Origin of the sequence: Paenibacillus sp. FSL H3-0302, from assembly GCF_037982245.1 — a bacterium.
Classification (GTDB): Bacteria; Bacillota; Bacilli; order Paenibacillales; family Paenibacillaceae; genus Paenibacillus_AQ; species Paenibacillus_AQ odorifer.
In genome coordinates this window covers 2,881,920-2,908,289 of record NZ_CP150284.1, presented here as the reverse complement: position 1 = coordinate 2,908,289, position 26,370 = coordinate 2,881,920, and the positions used below count along the sequence as shown (strand labels likewise).

The following is a 26,370-nucleotide window of genomic DNA, read 5'->3' as shown; positions in this document are numbered from 1 at the left end:
TTTAACATATTCCAGACTATGAGCGAAGCAAGAATTCCGTTACACTTAGAGCAAAGCTAGTATTCTATCTTATCTAAATAGATGCGGAGGTTTAAAGGATGAATTACCAGGTTTTGTATGAAGGTGCTTTTGCTATGTTAAAGGTCCAACTAAATCCCGGTGAAAGCGTAAAGGCTGAAATGGGCGCAATGGTCGCGATGTCACCTAACGTAGAATTAAAAGGAACCGTGGATGGTGGTTTAATGCGCGGTCTCGGGAGAATGCTGAGCGGTGAGAAATTCTTCTTTCAAGAACTTAGAGCGACCCGTGGTCAAAGTGAGGTATTGCTGTCACCTGGCTCACTCGGCGATATTCAGGCGATAGAATTAGACGGATCGTATAAACTGTTAGTTCAAAAAGACGGATTTCTCGCCGGAACTGAAGGCATTCAAGTAAATACCAAAATGCAGAATTTAACCAGAGGGCTCTTCTCCGGTGAAGGCTTCTTCATTGTAGAAATCAGTGGCAGAGGAACGGTGTTCCTGTCTTCCTTCGGTGCTATCCATGCAATAAATTTAGGACCTGGTGAAGAAATGATTATCGATAACGGACACCTCGTAGCATGGCCAGACTATATGGACTACAAGGTGGAAAAGGCAGCCTCTGGCTGGCTTAACAGCATAACCAGTGGTGAAGCACTTGTCTGCCGCTTCCGTGGAGAAGGTGTAATTCTCGTTCAGAGCCGTAACCCTGGCAGTTTCGGAACGTGGATCAAATCCTTTGTACCTACTCGAAGCTAGACTTCCTAGAACGCAGTAATCAAAAAAGACACAGGCTTAGAGAAAGCCTGTGTCTTTAGGTTAGAAAGCAATCTTACGAGACTGCTTTATCTGCTTCTGCTTTTGCTTTTTTGCAGCCAGTACGTTTACATGTTCCATAAGTACCCTTGAAATCAAGGCGGTGATCCGTGACGTTAAAGCCATATTCACGTTCCACTCTTCTCTCCAGCTCCACAAGCCAGTCGTCCTTAATTTCCTCCAACCGACCGCATACGCTGCATATCAAATGATGATGCATATGCGAATGATCGTTCCCGCGCAAATCGTAACGGGCAACTCCGTCTCCGAAGTTCATCTTCTCTACAATGTGTAGCTCACATAAAAGCTCAAGTGTACGGTATACCGTTGCCAGGCCCAGATGTGGATAGCTGTTCTTAACAAGCATATATACTTCTTCTACGCTTAAATGATCCTTCTCATTGTCGAGCAGAACGTTCACTATAGCTTCACGCTGAGGCGTTAATTTATATTTTTGCGCCGCAAACAATTGACTGATATTTGATATTTGATCCATTTGGTCTCCTACCTTCCCGGAACGATTTAACATCCGTACCCTCTGAGACGCTCCTATTTATGCAGTTAAGACAAACCATAAATAGTAATCGTTACGATATAATCATAACAAAATTAACCACGAATGAAAAGAGCCTGACATCATTATATCATTTCATGCCACTTATCCAAAGTACTACACCCCAATCTGGCCTATATTTCTATTAAAATCTACTTTTTCGTGAAATAATACAGATTAGACCGCAACCTTTCCATAATTTACAACGTTAAAGGAGTGACAAAGGCTAAGGAGCCTATCCATACAACGAGGTGAAAAGACATGAACATGAAAAAAAGCACACTAGCAGCGATCACAACCGTAGCCATTTTCTCCTTTTCTTTGGGTGGTCAGATGTTTGCAGCTGGGAACACCTTTAAGGATATTGATAACATAAACGGCAAAGAAAAAATCATTTCTTTAAAAAATCAAGGGTTAATTAAAGGTGTCAGCGAATCTCAATTTCTCCCTGGCTCTAAGGTAACTACAGCCCAAGGGATTCAGTTTATCTCCGGCGGTCTTCAGCTCAGCCTCGCAGCCATTGACTTTAACAAAGCTCCTGTTGCCAGCGGCTTGTTCACAAAAGTAAAAGACAAAGCCTGGTACGCTGAAGCCTTTATCAATGCTTATTACAATCAAGTTAAGCTACCAAAAGACATTGATCCTAGCCTAATTATGACCAAAGAGCAATTCACTAACTATCTAGTGCAAGCGATCGAAGGCGTAGGTAATCTGCCGATGATCAATATCGTTCCAGTAGATATCGCTGATGAAGCGTCACTGACCCCTGCATATCAAGGCAGTATTCAGCGCTCCCTGAAATACAAGATCAATACTCTAGACGCTAACGGAAAGTTTAATCCAAAAAGCGAACTCACCCGTGCCGAAGCTGCGATTATGCTCTACAACGCTTTGGAGTTCCTGAAAACTGGAGGATAAGCCAAATTTCAGTTACTCTTCTCATTTGAATAATCTACACACGAAAAAGCAGCTCCGGATGATTCCCGAGCTGCTTTTTCATATATATTGTCTTTCTACTCTTCTTCACCATTCAGTCTATTCAGAAATTGCAGAGCCCGGGGATTCTTCGGATGCTCCAGCACTTCTTGCGGAGTTCCTTGCTCTAAGATATGACCGCCATCCATCAAAATGATCCGGTCCGCTACATCGGCGGCAAATTTCATCTCGTGGGTCACAATCACCATAGTCATACCTTCTGCTGCTAATTGTTTGATGACCTTAAGCACTTCCCCTACCAGCTCGGGATCGAGCGCCGAAGTGGGCTCATCAAACAACAGCACTTCTGGATCTACTGCCATAGCCCGGGCGATGGCCACTCTCTGCTGCTGTCCTCCTGACAGCTGATGTGGATAGTTATCAGCTTTATCAGCCAAACCCACCTTAGCCAGCAGTTGAAGGCCCCGCTTACGCGCTTCTTCCTTGGTTCGTTTCAAGACAGTTACCTGTCCCTCCATCACATTGCCTAGCGCAGTCATATGCGGAAATAAATTATACGATTGAAAGACCATCCCTGTTTTCTGCCGAAGAGCTAATACGGAATTCTGAGGAATTTTCTTATGATCTGTAAAATTGATGGTGATATCCCCGAGTGACAGGCTGCCTTGATCCGGGATTTCCAACAGATTAAAACAGCGCAGCAGTGTAGTTTTACCGGAGCCGGATGGCCCAATAATGACAAGTACCTTTCCATGCTCCATTTTCAGATCAATACCCTTTAACACTTGGAGTGCACCGAAGGATTTATGCAAATTAATGATTTCAATCACAAGTATCTCTCCTTTAGGTCGCAGAGTAACGATCGAGTCGTTTCTCCAAGTAATTTTGCAGCGCCGACAGCACAGAACAGAACACTAAATAAAACAATCCTGCTTCGGAGTATACCAGCAGAGGCTCATAAGTGGTAGAGGCTACCTGCTGAGCAGTTCTAAACATCTCCGTATAGGTGATGATCGCTGCAAGCGATGTATCTTTGACCAAGCTAATAAAAGAATTGGATAACGGCGGTACAGAAACGCGTGCAGCTTGTGGCAGAATTACGCGGCGCAGAGCCTGCCCACGAGTCATCCCGACTGAGAAGGCAGCTTCCCACTGGCCTTTATGTATCGACAGGATAGCAGCGCGTACGATTTCCGATGAATAAGCCCCTACGCTAAGGGTAAATCCAATGGTGGCGGCAATGAAAGGGTCGAGTACAATACCAACAGCCGGCAAACCATAAAATATAATAAATAGCTGCACTAACAACGGGGTTCCCCGAATGACCCATACATAAAAACGGGCGATTAGCTTCGGAATTACCCACGGTGAAAGACGTGCCAACGCGGTTAGGATCGCCAAAATCAATCCAAGCACAAAGGAAAGTAGCGCCAACGGAATGGTAAAAGCCACCCCGGCTTTAAGCAGGGGTAGCAGTGTATCTAAGAAAATTTGTATTTTGCGGTCATCCATTATTCAGACATCCTTTTTAGCTTCTAGGCTTAATTAGCCTTGCTAGCCTTGTATTATTTTGAAACGTCAGCTCCAAAGTATTTCTCGGAAATTTTCAAGTACGTTCCATCACTTTTCATCTCTTTAATCGCATCACTGACCGCATTCACCAGCTCATCATTGCCTTTCAGGAATACCGCGGCACTTTGTGAGCCTTCAGGAATCTCATCAACCACTTTAATTTTTGCATCTGGTTTTTGTTTTTTCAGATCCAGATAAGACAAGCCATCATTCACAGTTGCATCAATACGTCCCGAAGTCAGCAGGTCCATCGCTTGATTGAAACCGTCCGTAGCTACGATTTCAGCACCGTTCTCACGAGCGATGTCGGATAAGTTACTGGTCAGGGATTGTCCGGCTTTTTTACCCTTTAGATCAGCAAAGGTCTTAATATCCTCATTGTTTTCGCTCACGATCAATACTGCCTTGGATACAATATAGGGTTCAGAGAAATCATATTTCACTTTGCGATCTTCGTTAATGGAAACTTCATTAAAAATGACATCAAACCGTTTCGCATCCATCCCAGCAAAAATACCATCCCACTGAGTTTCAAAAAATTCAGCTTCAACACCTAAACGTTTGGCTACTTCTTCGGCAATTTCCACGTCAAAACCCGTCAATTTCCCCGCAGTGTCATGATAAGTAAAAGGTGCATAAGTCCCTTCTGTACCTATCCGCAATTTGCCGCTGGCCTTCACAGCCTCCAAACTGTTTTGCGCTGAAGATGCTGCTCCACCATTCGTTCCAGCTGTTGGTTCAGCAGCCGTATTGGTATTCGAATTATTGCCGCAAGCCGCTACAAGAACCACGGTTAACGCCAATATAATAGTTAAACTCCATTTTTTCATTATTAAATCCCCTCTCTCTATCCGGTTTTTTTCCGGTAAATTGAATAGTACACTGCCATCACATGATCGTCAATACTTTTTTCCGATTATATACATCGGAATTGTAATATTAACTAGATTTCTACTTATATCTTACCCAATCTTGGATTAATCCTTCACTTCTTTCTCTCTTTACTTCTCAGAAAGATATGGTATATTTATAAACAAATTAATATGGACCTGTTATTTCACTAGGGGAGTCGGCCGACTGAGACGGAGCTTCAAGCTCCGGACCCTTGGAACCTGATCTGGATCATACCAGCGGAGGGAAGTGGAGCAGAATTTTCATCAAGCATGTTAAGTGTTATTATGCAGAATGAACTTTTTGACCCATTCATTTCCTCTGGAAATGGATGGGTCTTTATTTGTTTAGGCGCTCCACAAAAATATTAGGAGGTTAGATCATCACGACCATTTTATCTATTCAAGGCCTAACCTACTCTTTTCCGGAAACTGAACAACCCCCTGTATTCGCAAATCTATCCATGGATATCAGGCAAGGGGAATTCGTCTCCGTAGTAGGTGCTAGCGGATGCGGGAAAAGCACATTTTTCAAAACGGTTGCCGGTTTACTCGAACCTACTCATGGAAAAATAAAACTCCCTACGCTCCCCTCAACCGCTAGTCGTTTAGGTCAGATCGCTTATATGCCTCAGCAGGATTTATTGCTGCCTTGGAGAACAGTGCTCGATAACTGCCTTTTGCCCTGGGAGATCAAGCCCAGATTTAGTAAACAGAAAACGATCACTCAGATTCGGGAAATGTTGGCCCGCTTCGGCTTAACAGATGTAGAGAAGGCTTATCCCCATGAACTTTCGGGAGGTATGAAACAGCGAGTAGCATTTCTGCGCACCTTAGTGGCTGGAGGCGGAAGTGGTCTTATGCTGCTGGATGAGCCCTTTGGCGCTCTCGATGCCATGACCAAACGTGAGATACACCGTTGGCTGTTGGAGTTATGGGGTGAACTGAATCAGACGATTATGCTCATCACTCATGATCTGGAAGAAGCCCTATTGCTCAGTGACCGGATTTATTTATTATCTGGCGGTGCGCACAGCGAATTACAGGAGATCGTTGTCGATCTACCAAAACCAAGACATTATAAGATGAACTATGAACCCCGGTTTATAGCACTACGGGCAGAGTTGGAGCGAAGATTGCATGCAACCTATACCTTTTAAAAAACATCTAGACAACTATGCTCCCTTCCTTCTTCTGGTACTGCTCATTCTTGTAATCTGGGAGTCAGCTGTTCGCCTTCACATGATTCCAGCCTTTATTCTCCCTGCACCTTCATCTATTGGCATCGCATTGATCGAGCAAAGGCAATTGTTATTCGGACAACATTTATTAGCGACGTTGCAGGAGATACTGGTAGGTTTTGTCCTTTCTGTGGTTTGTGGTGTATTGCTGGGTATTGGAATGTTCCTGTTTCGCCCCGTAGAAAAGGCCATCTATCCCTTCCTTATCATTAGCCAGACGGTCCCATTAATTGCGCTATCGCCCATTTTTATTATGTGGTTCGGATATTCGCTGTGGAGCAAAGTGGCTGTGGTGTTTTTGACGGCTTTTTTTCCAGTCGTAGTGAGTACATTTGATGGACTTCGTACAAGTGGCCAGACCTACAAGGACTTATTATTAACATTTGGTGCAAACCGCTGGCAGCTGCTTGTCAAAACCCAAATTCCACTGGCGCTGCCTGCTTTTTTCTCTGGCTTAAAGCTGTCCATTGTATACTGCGTCATCGGAGCTACTATCGGGGAATGGCTCGGCGGCAGTAAAGGACTCGGTTACTTCAGCCGCAGAATGGCCGGAAATATGCAGAGCGATGAAATGTTCGCGGCTGTATTTCTGCTGTCCGCGCTTGGTGTTGTACTTTTTCTGGCGATAGCTTTACTCGAACAATTATTTTTAAAGAAAAGAGGATCTAACCAATGAATCATTTAAAATCCCCACAACGAGGACTTATTTCTGTATTTCTAGTATGCACACTTTTGCTCTTAAGCAGCTGCGGGAAGGCAGACAAGCTAAATAACAACTCCCAAACCGGTTCCTCCAATACCGATAATAAGCAGTCACACAAGCTGACGATTATGCTTGATTGGTATCCCAATGCCGTTCATTCCTTTCTATACGCTGCGCAACAGCAAGGATTTTTCCAAGAGGAAGGTTTGGATGTCGAGATCAAAATGCCTGCGGACAGCAATGACGCCCTAAAGCTTGTAGCAGCAAATCAAATTGATCTAGCACTCAATTATCAGCCTCAGGTGCTTATGGCACGCGGCGAGAAAATCCCTGTACGTTCGATTGCAGCAATCGTGCGGCATCCACTGAATCATCTGATGGTTCCTCAGGCAGGCAGTATTCATAGTCCCAAAGAGCTCGCAGGAAAACAAATCGGCTATTCCTCCATTCCGCTCTATGAAGCAATGATTCGGACAATGATCCAGAGTGATGGAGGCGATCCTTCATCCGCCAAGCTAATTGACGTAGGTTTTGACCTTATCCCTGCGATCTCTACAGGACAAGTGGACGCAATAATGGGCGGGTTCATCAACCATGAACAACTGATCCTTGAAAAAGAGGGACATCCGGTCACCTCGCTTAATCCAACGGATTACGGAGTACCTGACTATTATGAGCTTGTGCTGGTGGCCAGCGAACAAGGATTGCAAAATTCTGAAGCCTACTTTAAAAAATTTCTAAATGCCATAACAAAAGGACAGATATTTGTGGAGCAGAATCCTGAACAAGCCCTGGATTTACTGGTTGCACATGAAGATGCAACTTCACCGCTCGACAAGGAGATTGAGAAAAAAAGTCTTGAGATTCTACTGCCACTGATGAATGCTGGCGATCAATCTTTTGGTTATCAAGACCCGACATCTTGGGAAAAGGTTCAGCTGTGGTTATCCACCAACGATCTTCTACCAGAAGATATTAAAGCACAGGAAGCTTTTATCAATCTGTAACGTTTAGTTAGTTATTCATACAAGCTTGAGGAGGAATTATGATGAGTTACTTAGCCAAAGTACGGGAATCCAACCCCTTGATCCACAACATCACTAATATTGTAGTAGCCAATTTCTCAGCAAACGGTCTGTTGGCGCTGGGTGCCTCTCCCTTTATGGCGGATGCCCACGAAGAAGTGATCGACATCGCCGCTATGTCGTCTGCTGTAGTTCTAAATATAGGCACACTCAATGACTACGCCATTCAATCTATGTTGCTTGCTGGTAAATCCGCTAATAAACACGGGGTTCCCCTAGTGCTTGACCCGGTAGGTGCAGGCGCAACTTCTTATCGGACCGCTGTCACTCAAAAGCTAGTGAATGAGATGCAAATCACCGCACTGCGGGGGAATGTGGCTGAAGTCGCTAATGTGATTGGGGAGAGTTGGTCCATTAAAGGGGTGGATGCTGGCGAAGGTGAAGGCGATGTAGTCCTTTTGGCTGAAGCTGCTGCGAGGAAGTTAAGCTGTGTGGTCATCATAACTGGAAAAGACGATGTGATCACGAATGGAAAAAACACTTATATTTCCAGCAACGGTCACCCTATTCTCACGAAGGTTACAGGAACTGGCTGCTTGCTCAGTGCTGTTGTGGGTGCATTTCTCGCGGTAAGTGGCGGTGCCTCGTTGGAGGCCGCAGTGGAAGCTCTCTCCTTCTATGGAGTAGCCGCTGAAATCGCCGCTGAACTAACAACTGGTCAAGGGCCGGGAAGCTTTCAGGTTGAGTTTCTAAATCAACTGACATGTGTCACGCCAGAAGTCTTCCTAGAAAGATCTAGCATCAAACAGCTCAGTTAATGACCCTCAAAGGAGTGTATTCGATGATTATATCCAAAGCTCTAACCATTGCCGGCTCCGATAGCGGCGGTGGTGCTGGCATTCAGGCCGATCTAAAAACCTTTCAAGAGCTTTCTGTCTATGGCATGTCCGTCCTCACAGCTGTGACAGCGCAGAATACGCTGGGTGTCCAAGGGGTTTATCCAGTGACTCTGGAAGCTATAGATCAGCAGCTTGATTCTATAGGACTTGACCTGCAACCAGATGCCGTAAAGACCGGGATGTTATTTAACAGCGACATCATCCGCATTGTGGCAGATAAAATTAAGTATTACGGCTGGTCTAATCTTGTAATTGATCCTGTGATGGTCGCTAAAGGAGGGTCCACACTGCTGCTGCAGGAGGCGGTTCAATCCTTAATCAGCCATCTGCTGCCCTTAGCATTGGTGACGACACCCAATATTCCCGAAGCCGAAATGATCACAAAGATGACGATCTCCACCATCGAAGAACGCAAAAAAGCAGCCAAAATCATTCATGGCATGGGCTCCAAATATGTAGTGCTAAAAGGGGGGCATGATACCTCAACCACAGCCGTAACCGATCTTCTATATGATGGTCAGGAATATACCTTATTGGAGAGTAGCCGGATTCAGACCAGACATACGCATGGTACAGGCTGCACCTATTCAGCAGCGGTCACCGCCGAGCTAGCCAAAGGCAAATCCGTAGCTGAGGCCATTCAAACTGCCAAAGCATTTATACAAGCGGCGATTGAGGACGAGCTGGGCATAGGGGCTGGGCATGGACCAACCAATCATTTTGCTTATCAAAACAGACTGCGAGGGATAAACAGTGCAACGAATGAACAGTGAACATCTGCGAGATCTATTAAAAGTCTATTTCATAATGGGCAGCGTAAATTGCCGTAAAGCTCCCGTTAAGGTGCTGCAGGAAGCGGTAGCTGGGGGCATAACCATGTTTCAATTCCGTGAAAAGGGTACCGGATCCTTAAGCGATAAGGCACGACTTAATCTTGGCAGACGACTTCAAAAGATCTGTCATGCCAATGGCGTGCCCTTTATCGTGAATGACGACATTGATTTAGCGATCGCACTTGATGCGGACGGAATTCATGTAGGACAGGAGGATACCCCTGCATTGGCGATCCGCCAGCTACTTGGAGAGAATAAAATCATTGGTGTATCCGCTCACTCCTTCGCTGAAGCTCAGCAGGCGATTGCCGATGGAGCCGACTATCTGGGCGTGGGTCCCATTTATCCTACGTCATCCAAGGAGGATGCCAAAGCTGTTCAAGGCACTGCGATGATTGAAGAACTAAGAAATAAAGGCATTACCATCCCTTTGGTTGGCATTGGGGGAATCACGCTGCAAAATGTTGCACCAGTATTAACAGCTGGTGCGGATGGGATCTCTGTTATCTCAGCGATTGCCGGAGCTGAAGATATTACCACAACTGCCAGAGGCTTCGTTGACAAAGTCAGTTTAAGCGGGACATAAGCTCATACAGCTCTTCACTGCTTAAATGCCGCCATTGTCCCAGCTCCAAGCCGTCTAATGTAATATTCATAATTCTTATGCGCTCCAGCTTTAGTACTCTATATCCTAACTCCTTGCACATTCTGCGTATTTGCAGATTAAGACCTTGAGTTAGGATAATTCTAAACTGACATTCTGTGATCCGATAGACCTCACAAGGTTTCGTTGTGACTCCCAGAATGTTCACGCCGCTAGACATCTCTTGTAAGAATTCTGACGTAACCGGTTTGTCTACATGAACTACATATTCTTTTTCATGCCCATTCTCGGAACGCATCATTTTATTTACAATCTCTCCATCGTTGGTTAACAAAATGAGGCCTTCCGAGTTTTTGTCTAATCTGCCAATCGCAAAGATCCGTGAAGGATACCCTACAAAATCAATAATGTTCCCAGCCACATGTGGGGCTGCTGTACAGGTAATACCTATCGGCTTATTCAAAGCGAGATACACTGGCTCCCCTTTACTGCTTGTTATCGGCTCCCCATCGATCCATACGATATCCTCTGGCTCTATAAGAATGTTCGCCTCACAGACAATACCGTTTACAGCGATTCGACCTGCTGCAATTAATCGTTTGGTTTCCCTTCTGGAACAAAAGCCTGTTTCGCTTATATATTTATCGATTCTCACTGCTGATCCTACTTTCATTCTATATACTTACCTTACCTCTAGTCATAAAAAAACACCTGATTTTAACGATCAAAATCAGATGTTAACCTTCAGGAATAACCCAGTTTAAGGGAGCTATTTGGTGCTTCCGCTTTTTTTCACGTTACTGCCCTTGCTTCCACCTGCACCTTTAGCACCTGGACCCGTCGTTGGGTCACCTTTTGCAGGTTTAACTGGTTTTGCTGTTTTGTTCCAGCGTGTCCAGCCTTTACTCCCCGTACCTCTGCCTGTGCCGCCACCTTTACTTTTTGCACCCATCATATCACTCCGTCAGTCATTCAGAATTCGTATAGTTTATACACTTTACCTATCTTACCACACTCTCAACCTTTCTGTTTAAGTAATAACAAATGCTTCATCTAACTAGCCACTGTTTAGAATTTAGCATCTTTATTCATTTCATGAATATCAAAGGTATCCTGATGTATTTCGATGGCGATGACGGTGTCCTTTTTTTCAAAAAAATGCACATGTCCTAACCGCTTGTCCTCCAGCTCTATCCATCCAGCATCGTTTAATTTATTAAAATAGCCGTCAGGCCGATAAAGACCTTGTTCTCCCCCTATATTATCCGACTCGTACTTTGCTCCAATTTTTATATTAGGGTTATTTGAATTTGTTATCACTACGATTTCTTTGGCATTCTTCGGAATAGGAATTTCGGCATTTATAGAGGACACTCCATACTCTTGTTCCTCTTGAGTTGATGATGTACAACCGCTTGTAAACAGGATTAATGGTAACCATATAAAAGCTAATAAATATTTATTCAATGGTATCCTCTCCTTCCATAACTTATTTTACCAAATTCAAAATTAAAATAAAAACACCCCACCAAAGACTAAGCTTTGATGAGGTGTCTATTCACATCAGCTTTGCAGCTCATGCATGGACTTATTTCGGTTGAATATAACCTTCTGCTTTCAGAAGCTCAGCGATCAACACAGCACCGCCAGCCGCTCCGCGCAGGGTGTTATGGGAGAGACCTACGAATTTGTAATCATAGAGGGCATCTTCCCGAAGTCTGCCCGTCGATACGCCCATTCCGTTCTCGATATCACGATCCAGCTTGGTCTGTGGACGATTGTCCTCTTCAAAATAGGTAATGAACTGTTTAGGTGCGCTAGGCAGTTCAAGCTCCTGAGGACGTCCTTTAAAACTCTTCCAGAGATTCAGAATCTCTTCTTTGGACGGTTTTTTCTCAAAAGAAACAAATACAGCAGCCATATGTCCATCCGCTACAGGCACACGGATACACTGCGAAGTAATCGTTGGCGCTTCACTCTTTACGATACCCTCTTCTTGAACACTTCCCCAGATCCGCAAAGGCTCTTGCTCGCTTTTCTCTTCTTCGCCACCGATGTAAGGAATCACGTTGTCCAGCATTTCTGGCCAGTCTGCAAAAGTCTTTCCTGCACCAGAAATGGCTTGGTAGGTGGTGACCACCACTTTAGATGGATTGAAGTCTTTGAGCGCATGAAGTGCAGGCACATAACTTTGAATGGAGCAGTTAGGTTTAACCGCAATGAAACCTGTCTCTGTTCCCAGACGTTTTCTTTGCTGTGCAATAACCTCAAGATGCTCCGGATTAATCTCAGGAATGACCATAGGCACGTCAGGCGTCCAGCGATGCGCTGAGTTATTGGAGATTACTGGTGTTCCGGTGCGAGCATAAGCCTCTTCGAGCGCTTTAATCTCATCTTTTTTCATGTCTACAGCACAAAAAATCAAATCCACGTCCGCAGCAACTTCTTCTACCTTAGAAGCATCTTGGACCATAATATTCTTTACGTTCTCAGGCATTGGAGTAGATAACTTCCATCTGCCCTTGGCCGATTCTTCATACGTTTTTCCAGCAGATCTAGCACTGGCAGCAATCGCAGTTACTTCAAACCAAGGATGATTCTCTAGAAGGGCAATAAAACGTTGTCCTACCATACCTGTGCCGCCAACTATGCCGGCTCTTAGCTTTCTTGACATCAGAAAATACACTTCCTTTTGATTAACTGTCCTATTGTGAATAATAGGCCGATAATTAATGATATACGGCGCGGGAACATTTGGCGAGTGTTAACATCAAAATAACATTAAAAATTTTATTTTTAGCGGATTATATAGAATTTCACTCATGCTAATAAAAGAAATAGCTGCACTCAGTACAATTATAAGTATATTTTCTGCTTAGACAACTCTTTAACTGCATTCTCTACAACTATTTCCCCGAAAAATAATGGAAATGCCCTCTAAGTGAACTTTTAGATGTAAGAAATGCAACTAAATCGCATCTGCAGAGCATTTTATAGCATATAGTTGTAGGAAATACATCTATTTGCGATTGGTGAGCATAAATCAGGAATCTGCGATCAGCGATTAGCGTTCAGCGATTAGCGTTCAGCGATTAGCGTTCAGCGATTAGCGTTCAGCGATTAGCGATTAGCGATTAGCAATCAGCGATCAGCGATTAGCGTTCAGCGATTAGCGTTCAGCGATTAGCGTTCAGCGATTAGCGTTCAGCGATTAGCGTTCAGCGATTAGCGTTCAGCGATTAGCGTTCAGCGTTCAGCGTTCAGCGATCTGCTATTCGCGTTTACAAGCCGCTTCAACCAACTAAGCGTTTCTTACCCCGCTCACTTAAACCAACCCTTTTCTTTAAATCGAGTGATTGCCTCGATGCGGTTACCTACATCCAGCTTATCTAGTATAACTGAGATGTAATTCCGGACTGTTCCCGTGGTAATGTACAACTGGCTGGCGATCTCTTTTGTATTTTTACCGTCGGCAATGAGTCCAAGTACTTCCTTCTCCCGCTGAGTCAGAGGATTTACTTCACCGCTGTAGGCTTCATCCATTAGCTCCGGTGCATACATGCGTCGGCCTGCCATCACATTACGTATCGAAAGTGCCAGTTCTTCGCTAGGACTGTCTTTCAGCAGATAAGCATGAACTCCCGCCTTGAGCGCACGTTCGAAATATCCCGCACGGGCAAAGGTGGTTAATATCATCGTTTTGCAGCCGCTATTCTTCAGCGCTTCCGCAGCGTCGAGACCACTCATCGCTGGCATCTCAATATCCATAATACAGATATCCGGCTTATGCTGCTGAACCATCGCTACAGCTTCTTCCCCGTTGCTTGCCCGGCCCACGACCTTCATATCCTCTTCTAAATCCAACAAAGATGCCAGCGCTCCAAGGAGCATTCGCTGATCCTCAGCGATTACAATCTTAATCATTATACGGTTACCTCCTGTTCCGGATGCTTAAATGCATTTGGGACCTTAATTACTATCGTAGTCCCCTCATCTCGCACGATATCCATACAGCCATTTACAAATTCAAGACGTTCCCGCATACCTTGCAGCCCATGTCCTTTAAAATAAAGATCATTGCCCGGGATGCCGGTTCCATCATCTTTCACTTTAATGATGAGATCTGTGCGTGTGGGTTCAATGATAATTGTGCAAGATTGTGCATTACTATGCTTCACAACATTTGTGACAGCTTCCTTAATACACATGCTGAGCACATTCTCCGTAATCAATGAAGTATTAGACAGTTTAGGATTGCCTTGCAAAACATAGTCAATCTCCGCAGCCGCAAGAAACTGCTGAATATGAACGAGTTCGTCCTCAAGCCGAATGCCGCGCATTCGCGTAATCATCTCCCGGACCTCTTTCAGTGCACTTCTTGCCGTCTGGCGTACATCATTGATCTCGGCTTTGGCTTGCGTCGGATTACTGTCGATAAGCTTTCCTGCCAAATCACTTTTCAGACCAATTAACGAAAGCTTCTGACCTAATGTATCGTGAAGATCACGTGAAATCCGCTGGCGTTCCTCGAGCTTAACCAATTCTGAGATACGCTTATTAGCATCCTCCAATTGGTCTTGCAGCTTCCCTTGATTATTGCGGTTATAGGTACTGATTGGCAGCAGGATCACTGCAATCATACTGACAAGAACAAAGGGAAGCTGGCTGATAAATACGGGATTACGCGACAGCAGCTCATAATTGATCGTAATAATCGTAGTCAGCAAATGAATGGAGTACAGGGTGAAGAACCCTACTCGATTCTGGATATTCCCAATAAAAAAGGCTAAAAAAAGCGCAAAATACATATATCCAAACAACAACGTCATCGTTATAGAGACCAGTATCTGCACGCTCGTCCAAAAATAAACTAACCAACCCTTGGAGACAAAAGAAAGCACATAACAAACAAAAAACACAGCGATCATCAAGATTCCCGAAACTACCTGGTAGGGAGAAGAGGACCGAAAGATGAAATAAAACGGTAGAATATAAAATACGACCCATACATAAGGGCTAAGACCTGTACTTTTATGAAAAATATGATGCCACTTCTGCATGTTTGCTCTCCTTTTTGCCATATGCCACTCACCTTATTCTAGCATAAATCCGGTAAAATCCGGTGAACCACAACGATAAAGAGAAAAAAGATTAGAGCACGAATGAGTTCTCCGGCTCTAACCTTCCATATTGCTGCTATTTGATTACAATGTAGCCATTATTCTCCCTGGAGTCTGGGCTTATGAACTTGCAGGACCTCGCCTGCAGTTTTCGGTTTATTTAATATGGACTTCATCTCTTTGAAGCTAATGAATCGTTTATTTTCCTCATCCCAAAGACGGAAATTAAGGGCCTTCAGGCTGGTACCAATCGTAATCGTTGTTGCTTTTTGTAGCGGTGGCGTCGCGTTATGCGCTTTTTCCAAATTATAGTTTGGCACCTTTGGACTTAAATGATGCACATGGTGGAAGCCGATATTGCCCGTAATCCATTGCAGCACCTTCGGCAGCTTATAATATGAGCTACCTTCAACCGCGGCCATCACATAACTCCATTCAGATTCATTCTCGAAATAAGAGTCTTCAAACTGATGTTGGACGTAGAACAACCATATGCCGAGAAACCCTGATACAAATGCTACAGGCAACTGCACCATAAGAAATGCCTGCCAGCCAATCGCCCATATTAGCAAGCCATAAAGCGCTGCGATTGAAATATTCGTCAAATAGGTATTCATCCGCTCTTTGCGTCTAGCACCTTTAACATTGAAACGATACTGAATCATAAATACAGCAATCGGTCCAAGACCAAACATCACGATTGGATTGCGGTAAATCCGGTAATATAGACGTTTCCAGAAGGAAGCGGCTGCGTATTCCTCGACCGTCATAATCCAAATATCGCCGATCCCTCTTTTATCGAGATTACTGGAGCTGGCGTGGTGAATGGAATGACTATGTTTCCACTGCCGATAAGGAACCAGTGTCAGTACACCTGTGATCGTTCCGATAATATCATTCGCTTTACGATTCTTAAAAAACGATCCATGTGTGCAATCATGAAAAATAATAAAAGTTCGAATTACAAATCCTGCTGCAGGAATAGCTAACAGAAGGGTGAGCCAATAGGAAACGGATAAAGAGAAATAAGCTCCGCCCCATAACAGCACAAGTGGTCCTAAAGTATTGATGAGCTGTCTTATACTTGCGTTGCGGTCATTTTTCTCGTAAGGGGCTACACTCTTTTTAAGGCTGGAGAGCTGTGATGTCTGTTTTGTAGTCATCTATATCGTTTCCTCCTTGATGTGTCCGGCTAAGGATCTTTTCATCTACTCTAAGTATAGGTGATGAAGTGTCATCCTATAAGTCATAAACATCAAGTAGAGAGTATGACAAATGTCATACTCTCCTTCTCATTTAAATTACGTTAGCATTGCAGCCAACATCCATCTTCCTTCACTTCGTATTGACCTTTGATCTCACCAATTCCATTAAGGATTAACGAATCTTTATTAAAAGTTGGAGGTTCATCTAGTACGAGGTGCAGTTTATTAATATTTCGAAGGTCAGCTGTATAGTAGCTAATCACTGGCTTTTCCAGAAAATACTCCGCATCATTGATTTGGATTCGTAAATTATTCTTATGAATGCATTTCTCATCTCCACCAATAATACCCATAGGATTAAAACCCGTAGATTTTATATCTCCTTCAATATACAGGTGGTACCCATCCAGGCTGATAAAATCAATGAATTCCTTCTCCCTGATTGTTTTGACCGATTGCATAATATCTTCCGTTTCTTTGCTGATGGATATCTCCTCGAAGGGAATGACGACTTGATCCACAAATTGCTTAAAAAACGCATATAAACTTAACTCCGATTTCATAAACTCTTCTTTCCAATCGGAGCGAAGCTCATCCAGCAGCAAACATATAAACAGACCAGAACCGTAGCAGCTTCTTCTGATATTAGCCGAAGATTCAAGTTCATCTATTAAATACGAACTGAATTTGTGCAATACTTCCTCATTAGGTAGGGTGGATTTTTCGGCATAGGCATTTAATTCAACATACCAAGCGGGTCCTTCCAGCGTTTCGATAAGATATTCATTTAGCACGTACTCCCCAAGCAGTTGTTCTCTTTGTTGACGGATGGCAATAAATCTGTACATTGCGTGATTACGCTCTTCAATAGTAGCTGCCATTACACTAAGATATAAATGATGTCTTTCTTGAATCCGCAATTCCATATTTTCGAGGGATAAAGGGTAGGTAATCATCAATAATTCATCTGCATAACGTTCATCTCCCATCAGGAATTGATAACCATGAAATAATTCGTGTACACAAATGGCGTACAATTCTTCGAATTCTTCATGTAATTCCAGATTAACGATGGCTGTAGGGTGATCCTCATATAAGATGATGGTATCTCCTGAGAATTCATTACTCCAAGAAAGCAAATGTGGATGATATCCTACCGTTTTGAATTTGGGATGATTGTACAGATACACGTTATCCTTATTATAAAATGCAAAAGAAACAGCCTCGAACCCTTTCCAATATTTCTGCAGCTTGAGGTTCGTTAAACACTTAACAATCATCTCCAAATGAAATTCCATCCCTTACCTCCTCGTTAATGGCTCTGCTTAGTATGCTCTTCTCGGTATTCTGTTGGTGTTTGACCACTAGCCTTTTTAAAAACCTGTGTAAAATAACGTGGGTCCTGATAACCGACAAGAGGAGCTATCTGATACACTTTTACGTTGCTGCTCTGCAAAATATACTTTGCCCTCTCCATCCGGCAGTGAGTAACATACTCCAAAAAGGTATAACCCGTTATTTGCTTATATAAAGTGCAGAAATGACTGATGCTGAGATCAGCCAGCTCCGCTACTTCCTCAATACTTAAATCTTTATGGTAATTACTCTCAATATAACGTTTCGCTTTCTCGATGGCGCTACGCGTATCCTCGCGATTCACAGGCTTGTTCCCTTGCTCCAATCGCACACCAAACTCTTCTTTCAGAGCAGAGATCACTTCATTTAAAGTGCCGAGATTGTGCATCTTGCTAAGTAATCCATGCAAGGACCAATCTGAATTTATATTCAAATACTCATAATTTCTATACAAAACAACAATCAGTTCAACAAGAAGACGTTCAGCCATATCCTTAGGAACAGCTTGTGACTCAATAAATAAAGCAAGCTTATCAAATAAAGACCACATCCGGTCTCTATTTAAGGTACGTATACTTTCTATCAGCGCGGTTTCCAGCTCTTTTGGGTATTTCACCTCTTTACTGCTTGGGAACGATATCTCTTCATCAATAAAGACCCCGGCAAGACCCGAATAGAACCGTTGATATAAGGCCTTCGCGGCCAGAGGGTAAACCGTACTTAATTGATCAATGCCTTGTGTGGTGCGGCTGATGCCTACGGAACAAGACTGCTTGGAGTATCTCTTGATTCCCGCTATCAAATGTTCACCAAGTTCTCTCCTGCTGGCGCTTAAAGATCCAGGGAACAGTAGTATCCACTCTCCATTATGAAACGGGAAAACCGTCAGCACGCCATGCTCCAGTGACCATTCTTCCACAATATTGCGGATTGCAAACAGCCATAGCCGTTTTTCTTCTACACTCCATTGACTGCTCAGTGTGGTGTAGTCATCTAACTGGACAACAGCCATGAAATATCCGCTCTCCAGTTCACTGTTCTCCAGCCATTTCAGATGCTCAAGCGGCCTTGCATTTCCCAAAGTGATTTCTGCAAACAGACGTTCACGTGCAAGCAGTGACAGCATCTGCACAGAATGAATCAGCTGATCATTTTGCTTCTGTTCATCCAGCTTGGTTCTGGCGCGGTTTAGCATTTCAACCAGTTCATCATGATCGATCGGCTTCAATAAATAATCAAAAGCACCTTGACGTAATGCTTCTCTTGCATATTCGAACTCTCCGTACCCGCTTATAAAAATAAACACCAGCTTCGGGTTTTTAGACAATACTTCCTTCATCAACGTAATCCCGTCAATTACGGGCATGCGAATATCACTAATCACGATATGTGGTGAAGTGTCTTCTATCAAGCGGAGAGCTAATTCTCCATTTCGGGCCTCTCCCACAATCTCCATCTGAAGATCATTCCATGGAATGGCTGCTTTTAAGCTACGAAGAATAATCGGCTCATCATCCACGATTATTACTTTATATTTCTCTTGTAACTCATCCATTCCCTGTACCTCCAGCATCATTGTACACTTGAGCTTTGGATCAAATTCCAATATTGAATGGAGGATGCCTGCACTTGCTTTAACGCTTGCTCAGCAGACATTTCTCCGTTAATCATCTGTTCTATAACACTCAGGAACGTTTTTTTCACTTCTGGTGACAATACATTATCATAAGGGACAAAGCTCTTCCGGTTAACTTCCATCATATTCATGACTTGCGCGAATACGGGTCCTGTCTTCTCAGGATCAAAGGCGATGCGCATGGACGGAATTCTCAACCCTTCATATACAATCCGAGTCTGAACCTCCTGGGTGTAAAAAGCTTTCATTAGATCGAGTGCAGCCTCCCGCTTCGCTCCGCTTAGTTCGGAGGAAAGACCGATGCCAAATGTATAACCGCCGGCAATCGAAGGTTGTTCCCCCTTCTTCAATGTGGGAAACGGAATAACACCTACCTCATTTTGAAAATCCGTAGGAGCTGCTGTTCCGGCAAATAAATTGATATCCCAGTTTCCGTTCAGATACATCGCAGCCTTGCCGCTCGTAAATAGTCCCACCGCATTTTCTGTGGATAACGCATTCGATTTCGTGCTGAAGGCACCTTCTTTGATCCATTGCTCCAAGTGCTGAAAAGCCTTTAAATACGCCTCATTCTGAAAGCTGGCTTGATCTTCACCAGTGATCAGCTTCTCGATCAAGTCGGCGCCGGCATAACGATCCATTAAATAATGTGCAAAAATTCCTGCGGGCCAACGATCCTCGTTGCCAAGTGCAAATGGAATATATCCTGCCGACTTCAGCTTTAGTATGGCAGCATCAAGCTCTTGCAGCGTTTCTGGCGGCTTCAAACCGAGCTTTTCGAATATGGTTTTATTAAAATATAAAGGTTCAGCATTCCCTTCAATGGGCAAGCCATAAATATGGTTGTCAAAGGTCCAGAGATCCAGATCCTTGAATTGATTGGTTAGCGCATTCTCCCGGACGAAATCCGTCAGATCAATCAGACGCTTAGAGCGCACATAGGGCTCAATTTCCGCTCCACCGAACAAAACAAACATATCTGGCGGGGTGCCAGTAACCATCTCGTTCTTCAGCTTTTGATCACGGTGCAACGTCTGATCCACACCTTCAAAGTTAACTTTCACATTTGGATGCTCTAACTGGTATTTGTCCACGATATCTTCATAAATAGTCAACAGTGGCCGATCATGCTCTTTAATCCAGAAATGACGGAAAGTTAATGTGATTTTCTCTGGTGAATCATCTTCAATGGGTTCTTGCTTTCCTAAAGTTATAAATAAAACCGCACCCGAAATCAGCACTAGATATAACCACATCCAGCCCCATTTCAATAACCATTTTTTGATAACATTCTCCCCCTTTCTTTCCGTACGGTCGATTACGGCAGTATTTTTGGTATTCGGATTCGGATGGTTGAACCAAAGCCGGGGGATGAACACACTAGTATGCCGTATGGACTGCCGAACCGAATATTCAAGCGTTCATGCACATTTTTAAGCCCCACGCCGCTATCACTGTATTTCTTCTGAGCACTTCCCTCGTTATCCCAAAGACTCATCATCTTGGCAAGGTCAAAGCCGGGGCCGTTATCTTTTACGATAATGATCATATCCATGCCCATTTCATAGGCCGTAATCTCAATGACCCCTGGGTCCTCCATCTGCTCAATCGCATGATACAGCGCATTCTCAACAATCGGCTGAACGATCAGCTTTTGTGTCATGAACGTCCTAAGACCATCCGAAAGATCTATGATATACGAGAATTTATCTTCAAAACGAAACTTCTGGATATCCAAATAATGACGGACATGCTCGAACTCCATATGCAGCGGAATCAGCTCCTGATTCTGACTGATGCTGATTCGCAGCAGCTTACCGAGTGAGATGACCATTTTGCTAATATCTTTATTGCCTTGCAGCACGGCCATCGAATTAATCGATTCGAGTGAATTATAAATAAAATGAGGGTTAATCTGCGCCATTAGCGCTTGCATTTCTGCTTCCTTCTTACGTCCCTGCTCAGTCTCCACCTGCACAAGCAGCTCATTGATCTGCGTGCTCATCCGATTAAAGCCATCAATCAGCAAATCACTTTCATCATCAGCACGATAGGGTGTAGTGATCGGCGTAAATATCCCCTGCTTCACCCGCTTCATCCCGTTAACCGCACTATTAATACTATGAACGAGCCTCCGTACGAAATAGCGGTCGAACAAAATGGCGGATAACAGCGAAACTGTACTTAAAATAATCGCAATATTCCGGATGGATACAGATTCTGACGAGATGAGATTCATAGGTGTAATGGCTACTAAATACCAGGCTGCATTATGAGAAGGTAGGAAGGTTATGAGTGATTTTTCCCCCTGATAGTTGTCGATGTAATAGTCATGTTCCTTAGCATAATCATTTTGTAAAAAGGGGAAATCTGTGCGTTGTCCAATATGTTCACCGGATTTATTAAAAACGATATTTCCTAGCTTGTTGACCAGCAAAATATCCCCCTTCTTAAGGGTTGCTGCTTCCCAGAAAATCTGATCCAATAAATCAGGTTTTACATTAACAACCAGATATCCGATATCTTCGAGAGAATATGAATCTTTGATTACTCTTGCTTGTACAAGTACCGGATTGCCGGAGATCTCCGAGCCATTTTCTCCCGGTCCTGACCACACAGGCCGCCCTTCGGCGCCTTCCATCGCGTCAAACCAGCTTTGTCTCTTCAAGTCCTCAAAAGACATCGATGCATTGTATTGATAAATTAAACGATCTTTACTATAAAAACTAAATGAAGTAATCATTGGATGATCAATGAGATAACTGCTAAGCTCCTGCTTTCGATCATAAGTGATTACAAAGTTCTTCTGCTTCAGTGATTGCTGAACAACCGGCTGCGTAATTTTTGAATTCGTGATCGAGGTGATTTCACTAAGCGCAAATTTAAGCTTTCGATCCGTTTCAAGCAGTGAAATCCAGTAGAAGTTGCTTGATTTTTTCTCCATTGCATTAGAAAAATTAACGTAAGTGACGATCCCCATCAGAATAACCGGAATAAAGACGAGAAGAATAATAGCGAACAAGATTTTACGGCGGAGTTTCATGATATTCCCCTTCCCCCTGCTGTCTCTGTCCTCTAGTATTCTTCACAAAACCGCCTATTCCCTGTAAAGATCAAAAAGTAAGATCAGCTCTTAATAGCTCCTGAAGTAAGTCCAGCAATCACCCAGCGGCTAAATAACAGGAATACAATCAGCAGTGGCAAGGTTGCCGTAAATGTTGCTGACATGATCATTCCGTAGTCTAGACCATCGCGATTGGAGAACAGCTGCTGGAGCGCAATTTGAATTGTGAAATGCTCTTGATTCTTCAGTACCACTAAAGGCCAGAAGAAGTCATTCCAAACGGTCATAAAATTCAGTATACCTAGTGTAGCCATAGCTGGAGTAATGACCGGGATAGCGATGTTCCAGAAGATCCGGAAATGTCCGCCGCCATCGATCCGACCTGCTTCAATCAATTCCGTATGTACAGCTGTAGTGATATACTGCCGCATCCAGAAGATCCCGAAGGCATTAACCATCGCCGGAACAATAAGTGCCTTGAAAGAGTCTATCCAGTGGAGCTTGGCCATAATTACGTAAGTAGGTAATACACCAAGCTGCTGTGGCACAAATAATGTAGCAATTACAAAGTAGAACAGAAAATTTTTAAACGGAAATTCATATTTGGCAAAGGCATAACCTGCCAGTGTACAGAAAAACACGACTGATATTGTAACCATAGATGAGACAAATAAAGAGTTGCCCAAGGCTTGAAAGAAGTCTGTTTTGTCCAGTACCCGCTGGAAATTCTCAAAAAACTGGTCTCCAACCGTAAGCAAAGGTGGCACATGGAATACTGCGCCTCTGTCATTAGTGCCAACTACAAACATCCAATAAAAAGGAAAGATGGACACGAGCGCACCAACAACCAGCAGCAGATAAAATCCTAACTTGCCGATGATCCCTAGATCATCCGGATCTTTTTTAAATACACGCAGCGTACTCACGCTTTACCCCCTCCCGTATCTCCACCCATGCGATTTGAGACCAGCATATTGAGGACAGAGAAAATAATCGTGACCAGGAACAGCAAGACTGCCGTAGCTGCTGCCGTACCAAAAAATCCGTTGCGGAATGCTTCGCTATACAAATAAGTAACCATAGTGATTCCTTCCTGACGTGTAGATCCAGTTCCCGCTTGGCCCAAAAATACATAAGGCTCAGTGAACAGCTGCAAGGCACCTATAGTTGAAAGCAAGGTAACAAATACAATGAATGGCTTCAATAGCGGTAACGTTATAAAGGTTAGCTGTTGTCTTCTGTTCGCACCGTCAATACGGGCCGCTTCATATAGATCCGTAGGGATACTTTGCAAGCCTGATAGAAAAATAATGGCATTATATCCCGTCCAGCGCCACATTACCATCGTAGAAATGGCGATTTTAACGCCCCACCAGCCAGAGTTGAAGGCCATACTATCCAGTCCCAAGCCGTTTAGTATCCAGTTGATCATTCCGTTGTTGCCAAACAGTGTACTGAACACGAGCGTAACCGCAACGATAGACGTAATATTAGGCATAAAAAATAAAACCCGGAACGTCTTCTTAAAGCGAGTCATCGCCGAATTCAACAAAACAGCAATCAATAGAGCTAGTAATATCTGTGGAACAGTACCCATAAGCCCCATAATTAACGTGTTGCTAAAAGAAATCCAAAAGGTCGGATCACTTGTGACCAGATCATAGTTTTTCCACCCTACAAATTTCATAGGATTCAGGGCATCCCATTTAAAGAACGAGAGATAGATCGTGAAAAAGATCGGATATAGTCCAAATATCGAGAACAGAATAAAAAAGGGCGAAATAAACGTGTAAGCAGTGATGCGGCTCCTTCTTTGTTCAGTTAAAAAGCGGCGCTTGCTCTCGGCATGCGGACTTGAAATAACAGGTTGTGCCATGTCACACCTCCAGGTAATCTAACGTGTAAATCCGAATTCACAGAGAATGTTTCACTCTATGAATCCGGACCTTCTAGAAATTGAATTTCATAAGCTTGAAATCTTAGCTGCGTTCAGCCAATGTTTTCGCTTGTTTTACTGCTTCGTTCCATTCTTTGGTCGGATCTGCTTTTTTCTCCAACACATTTTTCAAGGCGTTTTTGAAGAAAGTATCGGTTTGGTCGTGAAGCGGACCGTAGTATACAGGTTTTACCCGGTTTGCTGCTTTACCGAATTCTACAGCGGTTTGTTGTCCACCGAAGAAATCATCTTTGAAATCTACGAATGCAGGATCTTCATACAGGGCAGGAATGGAAGGCATAAGGCCTTTGGTTTTGAAAGATTCCAGTTGGTTTTCCTTGTTATCCATCCATGCGATAAAGTCATAAGCTTCTTTCGAGTGTTTGCCTTCTTTTGGCAGCGTCAGGAACGAGCCACCCCAGTTACCAGCACCTTCAGGGAGCTGAGCAATTTTCCATTTGCCAGAGGAGTCTGGAGCATTACTCTTAACATTTCCCGCCATCCAAGCTGGTCCCATAACTACTGCAAATGAACCGTCGTTCATGCCTTGACCCCATTCAGGAGACCAGAGCATAACATTGCTGATCCAGCCTTCTTGAATACCTTTAACCGTGAAATCATAAGCTTTTTTGACTTGCGGATTGGTATCTCCGATAAAGCTGCCATCAGCTTTGCTGAAATAGATTTCATCAGCAGATTGATCACGCAAAGCATTAAAGGTAAGATCCGTAAGGTCTACAAATGGTTTGCCTGTTTTCTCTTTGAAAGCTTTGGCAACAGCTGCGAACTTATCCCAAGTATCAATAGCAGCGCCGAATCCTTCTGAATCACTTGGCAGTCCAGCTTCTTCAGCCAAATCTGTGCGGTAATATACAACCGTTGGACCGATATCTGTTGGAAGACCTAGCTGGAAGCTGCCATCTACGGAAGAAGCTTGTTTCCATTTCCAATCCAGATAGTTGGCTTGAATATCTTTGGCACCTAGATCATTCAGGTTATAGAACTTGTCCTGAGCGTTGATGAAACGTTCCATGAAACCGATTTCAAGTTGGAAAATATCAGGCGCACCCGATCCAGCCGACAAAGCAGTGGTCAAATTATTATGGTGAGCGGTTTGGTCACCGGTATTTTGCACTTTGATCGTAATGTTTGGATGTTCCTTAGTGTACTCCTTCGCTAAATCCTCGTAGTTCACGTTGCCCAGTGTCCAGAAAGAAAGTTCGATTTTCTCAGCCGGTTCTGTTCCCTCATCCTTAGTAGGTTCACTTGTGCTTGCTGCGTTGTTACCTGCATTTTTGTTTGATGTGTTGTTGTTCTCGGCGTTGTTGCCTCCGCATGCTGCCAGTGAACCTACGAGCATGATAGCGACTAACGATAGCGCCAAGTGTTTTACTTTATTCATTCCCCTGTACCCCTTTCAAAGGTTTCTCTTACAAGAATTAGTGTACAGGGTTTAAATTCTTTTTTTGAGGAGGTAAACTTCCGATTTATGGTGGAAATAATTACGAAACCATTCATATCTATGTTATGTCTAAGGAGGGAGTATAAAATTTCGTCCAAATATGTTCCTCACAGAATACGTGTACTTCATCTTAAATTGGATTTCTTGTGCTTCCGCAGGTATACTATTTTTATTTCTTACTTCATTACATGATCAAAGGAGTTATTTCCCATGCCCATTAACCGCCCGCTGCTAAGCGACAGCGATTTCCAAGAAGCCGTTGACCGCAAATTACCTGTTCGTGTATTTCAGGACGATCATTTAGTAAATTCAGGAGCAACCGTTGTCCGCTTCACTGATTTCGATGTTGTTATTCAATCTAGAGTTAGTGATCTGACTTACTACTCACGCAAGAGCTGCGAATTTTTTGAGGTTAGACCCTAAAGAAAGCCGGAATGCAATGATCTCTAGGATCATCGCGTTCCGGCTTTCTTTAACAGACATAGGGTATAGCTTTCAT

The 26,370-nt window shown here is 43.6% G+C and carries 27 protein-coding genes and 1 riboswitch; of the genes, 9 read left to right on the top strand and 18 right to left on the bottom strand.

Translation table 11 applies throughout. The annotated features are described in order from the left end of the window. Positions 1 to 98: 98 nt before the first annotated feature. Complete coding sequence (locus MHH50_RS12805; RefSeq protein WP_036686316.1) at positions 99 to 779, top strand: TIGR00266 family protein; 681 nt, start codon at positions 99 to 101, stop codon at positions 777 to 779. Between the two features lie 73 nt (positions 780 to 852). On the opposite strand, the gene MHH50_RS12800 is transcribed toward MHH50_RS12805, so the two are convergent. Continuing rightward, a complete protein-coding gene (locus MHH50_RS12800) occupies positions 853 to 1,332 on the bottom strand; it encodes a transcriptional repressor (protein ID WP_036686314.1) in 480 nt (159 codons plus the stop codon). 318 nt (positions 1,333 to 1,650) lie between these two features. On the opposite strand from MHH50_RS12800, the gene MHH50_RS12795 reads away from it, so the two are divergent. Beyond that, positions 1,651 to 2,307: an S-layer homology domain-containing protein gene (locus tag MHH50_RS12795; RefSeq protein ID WP_076125959.1), complete on the top strand. Its 657-nt coding sequence runs from the start codon at positions 1,651 to 1,653 to the stop codon at positions 2,305 to 2,307. 95 nt (positions 2,308 to 2,402) lie between these two features. On the opposite strand, the gene MHH50_RS12790 is transcribed toward MHH50_RS12795, so the two are convergent. From MHH50_RS12790 to MHH50_RS12780, 3 genes are read right to left on the bottom strand one after another with little or no spacing between them, the layout of a single operon-like run. Continuing rightward, positions 2,403 to 3,155 carry an amino acid ABC transporter ATP-binding protein gene (locus tag MHH50_RS12790; protein WP_076189904.1) on the bottom strand — a complete coding sequence of 251 codons (753 nt, stop codon included), beginning with the start codon at positions 3,153 to 3,155 and terminating at the stop codon, positions 2,403 to 2,405. A 13-nt stretch (positions 3,156 to 3,168) separates the two neighbouring features. Next, on the bottom strand, positions 3,169 to 3,837 hold the full coding sequence (locus MHH50_RS12785; protein ID WP_036686309.1) for an amino acid ABC transporter permease: 669 nt from the start codon (positions 3,835 to 3,837) through the stop codon (positions 3,169 to 3,171). A 53-nt stretch (positions 3,838 to 3,890) separates the two neighbouring features. Then, positions 3,891 to 4,727, bottom strand: a complete 837-nt coding sequence (locus tag MHH50_RS12780; RefSeq protein ID WP_076183478.1) for an amino acid ABC transporter substrate-binding protein — start codon at positions 4,725 to 4,727, stop codon at positions 3,891 to 3,893. A gap of 222 nt (positions 4,728 to 4,949) precedes the next feature. Further along, a riboswitch (TPP riboswitch) is annotated at positions 4,950 to 5,053 on the top strand. A 198-nt stretch (positions 5,054 to 5,251) separates the two neighbouring features. Here MHH50_RS12780 and MHH50_RS12775 point away from each other — a divergent pair. Genes MHH50_RS12775 through thiE form a run of 6 tightly spaced genes read left to right on the top strand, consistent with a single transcriptional unit; the run spans position 5,252 to position 10,074 of the window. After that, a complete protein-coding gene (locus tag MHH50_RS12775) occupies positions 5,252 to 5,947 on the top strand; it encodes an ABC transporter ATP-binding protein (protein WP_175619994.1) in 696 nt (231 codons plus the stop codon). Then, positions 5,928 to 6,704 (top strand): ABC transporter permease, encoded by a 777-nt coding sequence (locus tag MHH50_RS12770; protein ID WP_081387256.1) that lies wholly within the window; start codon positions 5,928 to 5,930, stop codon positions 6,702 to 6,704. Before MHH50_RS12775 ends, MHH50_RS12770 begins: the two co-directional genes overlap by 20 nt. Beyond that, positions 6,701 to 7,738, top strand: coding sequence for an ABC transporter substrate-binding protein (locus MHH50_RS12765; RefSeq protein WP_076279797.1), 1,038 nt, complete (start codon positions 6,701 to 6,703; stop codon positions 7,736 to 7,738). Before MHH50_RS12770 ends, MHH50_RS12765 begins: the two co-directional genes overlap by 4 nt. Positions 7,739 to 7,779: 41 nt before the next feature. Next, entirely contained in the window at positions 7,780 to 8,574 is a 795-nt protein-coding gene (gene thiM / locus MHH50_RS12760) for a hydroxyethylthiazole kinase (RefSeq protein ID WP_076279796.1), read from the top strand. Positions 8,575 to 8,597: 23 nt separating this feature from the next. Next, on the top strand, positions 8,598 to 9,428 hold the full coding sequence (gene thiD / locus MHH50_RS12755; RefSeq protein ID WP_340034400.1) for a bifunctional hydroxymethylpyrimidine kinase/phosphomethylpyrimidine kinase: 831 nt from the start codon (positions 8,598 to 8,600) through the stop codon (positions 9,426 to 9,428). Then, positions 9,418 to 10,074, top strand: a complete 657-nt coding sequence (thiE, locus tag MHH50_RS12750) for a thiamine phosphate synthase (protein ID WP_081383238.1) — start codon at positions 9,418 to 9,420, stop codon at positions 10,072 to 10,074. Before thiD ends, thiE begins: the two co-directional genes overlap by 11 nt. Here the strand turns inward: thiE and MHH50_RS12745 are convergent. The 14 genes from MHH50_RS12745 to MHH50_RS12680 form a co-directional block, all read right to left on the bottom strand. Then, positions 10,055 to 10,747 carry a pseudouridine synthase gene (locus MHH50_RS12745; RefSeq protein ID WP_076218199.1) on the bottom strand — a complete coding sequence of 231 codons (693 nt, stop codon included), beginning with the start codon at positions 10,745 to 10,747 and terminating at the stop codon, positions 10,055 to 10,057. The two genes, thiE and MHH50_RS12745, sit on opposite strands and share 20 nt — an antisense overlap. Before the next feature lie 114 nt (positions 10,748 to 10,861). Further along, on the bottom strand, positions 10,862 to 11,044 hold the full coding sequence (locus MHH50_RS12740) for a DUF3934 family protein (protein WP_036686296.1): 183 nt from the start codon (positions 11,042 to 11,044) through the stop codon (positions 10,862 to 10,864). 116 nt (positions 11,045 to 11,160) lie between these two features. Beyond that, the gene (locus MHH50_RS12735; protein ID WP_340034399.1) at positions 11,161 to 11,559 is read right to left on the bottom strand and encodes a hypothetical protein; all 399 of its coding nucleotides are present in this window, start codon (positions 11,557 to 11,559) and stop codon (positions 11,161 to 11,163) included. A gap of 121 nt (positions 11,560 to 11,680) precedes the next feature. Continuing rightward, positions 11,681 to 12,766, bottom strand: a complete 1,086-nt coding sequence (gene asd, locus MHH50_RS12730; protein WP_036686293.1) for an aspartate-semialdehyde dehydrogenase — start codon at positions 12,764 to 12,766, stop codon at positions 11,681 to 11,683. Between the two features lie 647 nt (positions 12,767 to 13,413). Continuing rightward, positions 13,414 to 14,016 carry a response regulator transcription factor gene (locus MHH50_RS12725; RefSeq protein WP_036686291.1) on the bottom strand — a complete coding sequence of 201 codons (603 nt, stop codon included), beginning with the start codon at positions 14,014 to 14,016 and terminating at the stop codon, positions 13,414 to 13,416. After that, positions 14,016 to 15,152, bottom strand: coding sequence for a sensor histidine kinase (locus tag MHH50_RS12720; RefSeq protein ID WP_076279793.1), 1,137 nt, complete (start codon positions 15,150 to 15,152; stop codon positions 14,016 to 14,018). Before MHH50_RS12720 ends, MHH50_RS12725 begins: the two co-directional genes overlap by 1 nt. Positions 15,153 to 15,310: 158 nt before the next feature. Beyond that, complete coding sequence (locus MHH50_RS12715) at positions 15,311 to 16,375, bottom strand: fatty acid desaturase (RefSeq protein WP_076125939.1); 1,065 nt, start codon at positions 16,373 to 16,375, stop codon at positions 15,311 to 15,313. Between the two features lie 143 nt (positions 16,376 to 16,518). Next, complete coding sequence (locus MHH50_RS12710; protein WP_076308118.1) at positions 16,519 to 17,715, bottom strand: hypothetical protein; 1,197 nt, start codon at positions 17,713 to 17,715, stop codon at positions 16,519 to 16,521. A 14-nt stretch (positions 17,716 to 17,729) separates the two neighbouring features. Then, positions 17,730 to 19,328 carry a response regulator gene (locus MHH50_RS12705; RefSeq protein ID WP_076306336.1) on the bottom strand — a complete coding sequence of 533 codons (1,599 nt, stop codon included), beginning with the start codon at positions 19,326 to 19,328 and terminating at the stop codon, positions 17,730 to 17,732. Between the two features lie 17 nt (positions 19,329 to 19,345). Next, positions 19,346 to 20,665 carry an extracellular solute-binding protein gene (locus MHH50_RS12700; protein ID WP_076308159.1) on the bottom strand — a complete coding sequence of 440 codons (1,320 nt, stop codon included), beginning with the start codon at positions 20,663 to 20,665 and terminating at the stop codon, positions 19,346 to 19,348. A 62-nt stretch (positions 20,666 to 20,727) separates the two neighbouring features. Next, entirely contained in the window at positions 20,728 to 22,452 is a 1,725-nt protein-coding gene (locus tag MHH50_RS12695) for a sensor histidine kinase (protein ID WP_076304181.1), read from the bottom strand. Between the two features lie 83 nt (positions 22,453 to 22,535). Next, on the bottom strand, positions 22,536 to 23,399 hold the full coding sequence (locus tag MHH50_RS12690) for a carbohydrate ABC transporter permease (protein ID WP_076304180.1): 864 nt from the start codon (positions 23,397 to 23,399) through the stop codon (positions 22,536 to 22,538). After that, complete coding sequence (locus MHH50_RS12685) at positions 23,396 to 24,349, bottom strand: sugar ABC transporter permease (RefSeq protein ID WP_036686279.1); 954 nt, start codon at positions 24,347 to 24,349, stop codon at positions 23,396 to 23,398. Before MHH50_RS12685 ends, MHH50_RS12690 begins: the two co-directional genes overlap by 4 nt. 103 nt (positions 24,350 to 24,452) lie before the next feature. Further along, positions 24,453 to 25,811, bottom strand: a complete 1,359-nt coding sequence (locus MHH50_RS12680; protein WP_076218205.1) for an extracellular solute-binding protein — start codon at positions 25,809 to 25,811, stop codon at positions 24,453 to 24,455. Positions 25,812 to 26,081: 270 nt separating this feature from the next. Between MHH50_RS12680 and MHH50_RS12675 the strand changes: the two genes are divergently transcribed. After that, a complete protein-coding gene (locus MHH50_RS12675; protein WP_076125931.1) occupies positions 26,082 to 26,294 on the top strand; it encodes a hypothetical protein in 213 nt (70 codons plus the stop codon). Positions 26,295 to 26,370: the final 76 nt, after the last annotated feature.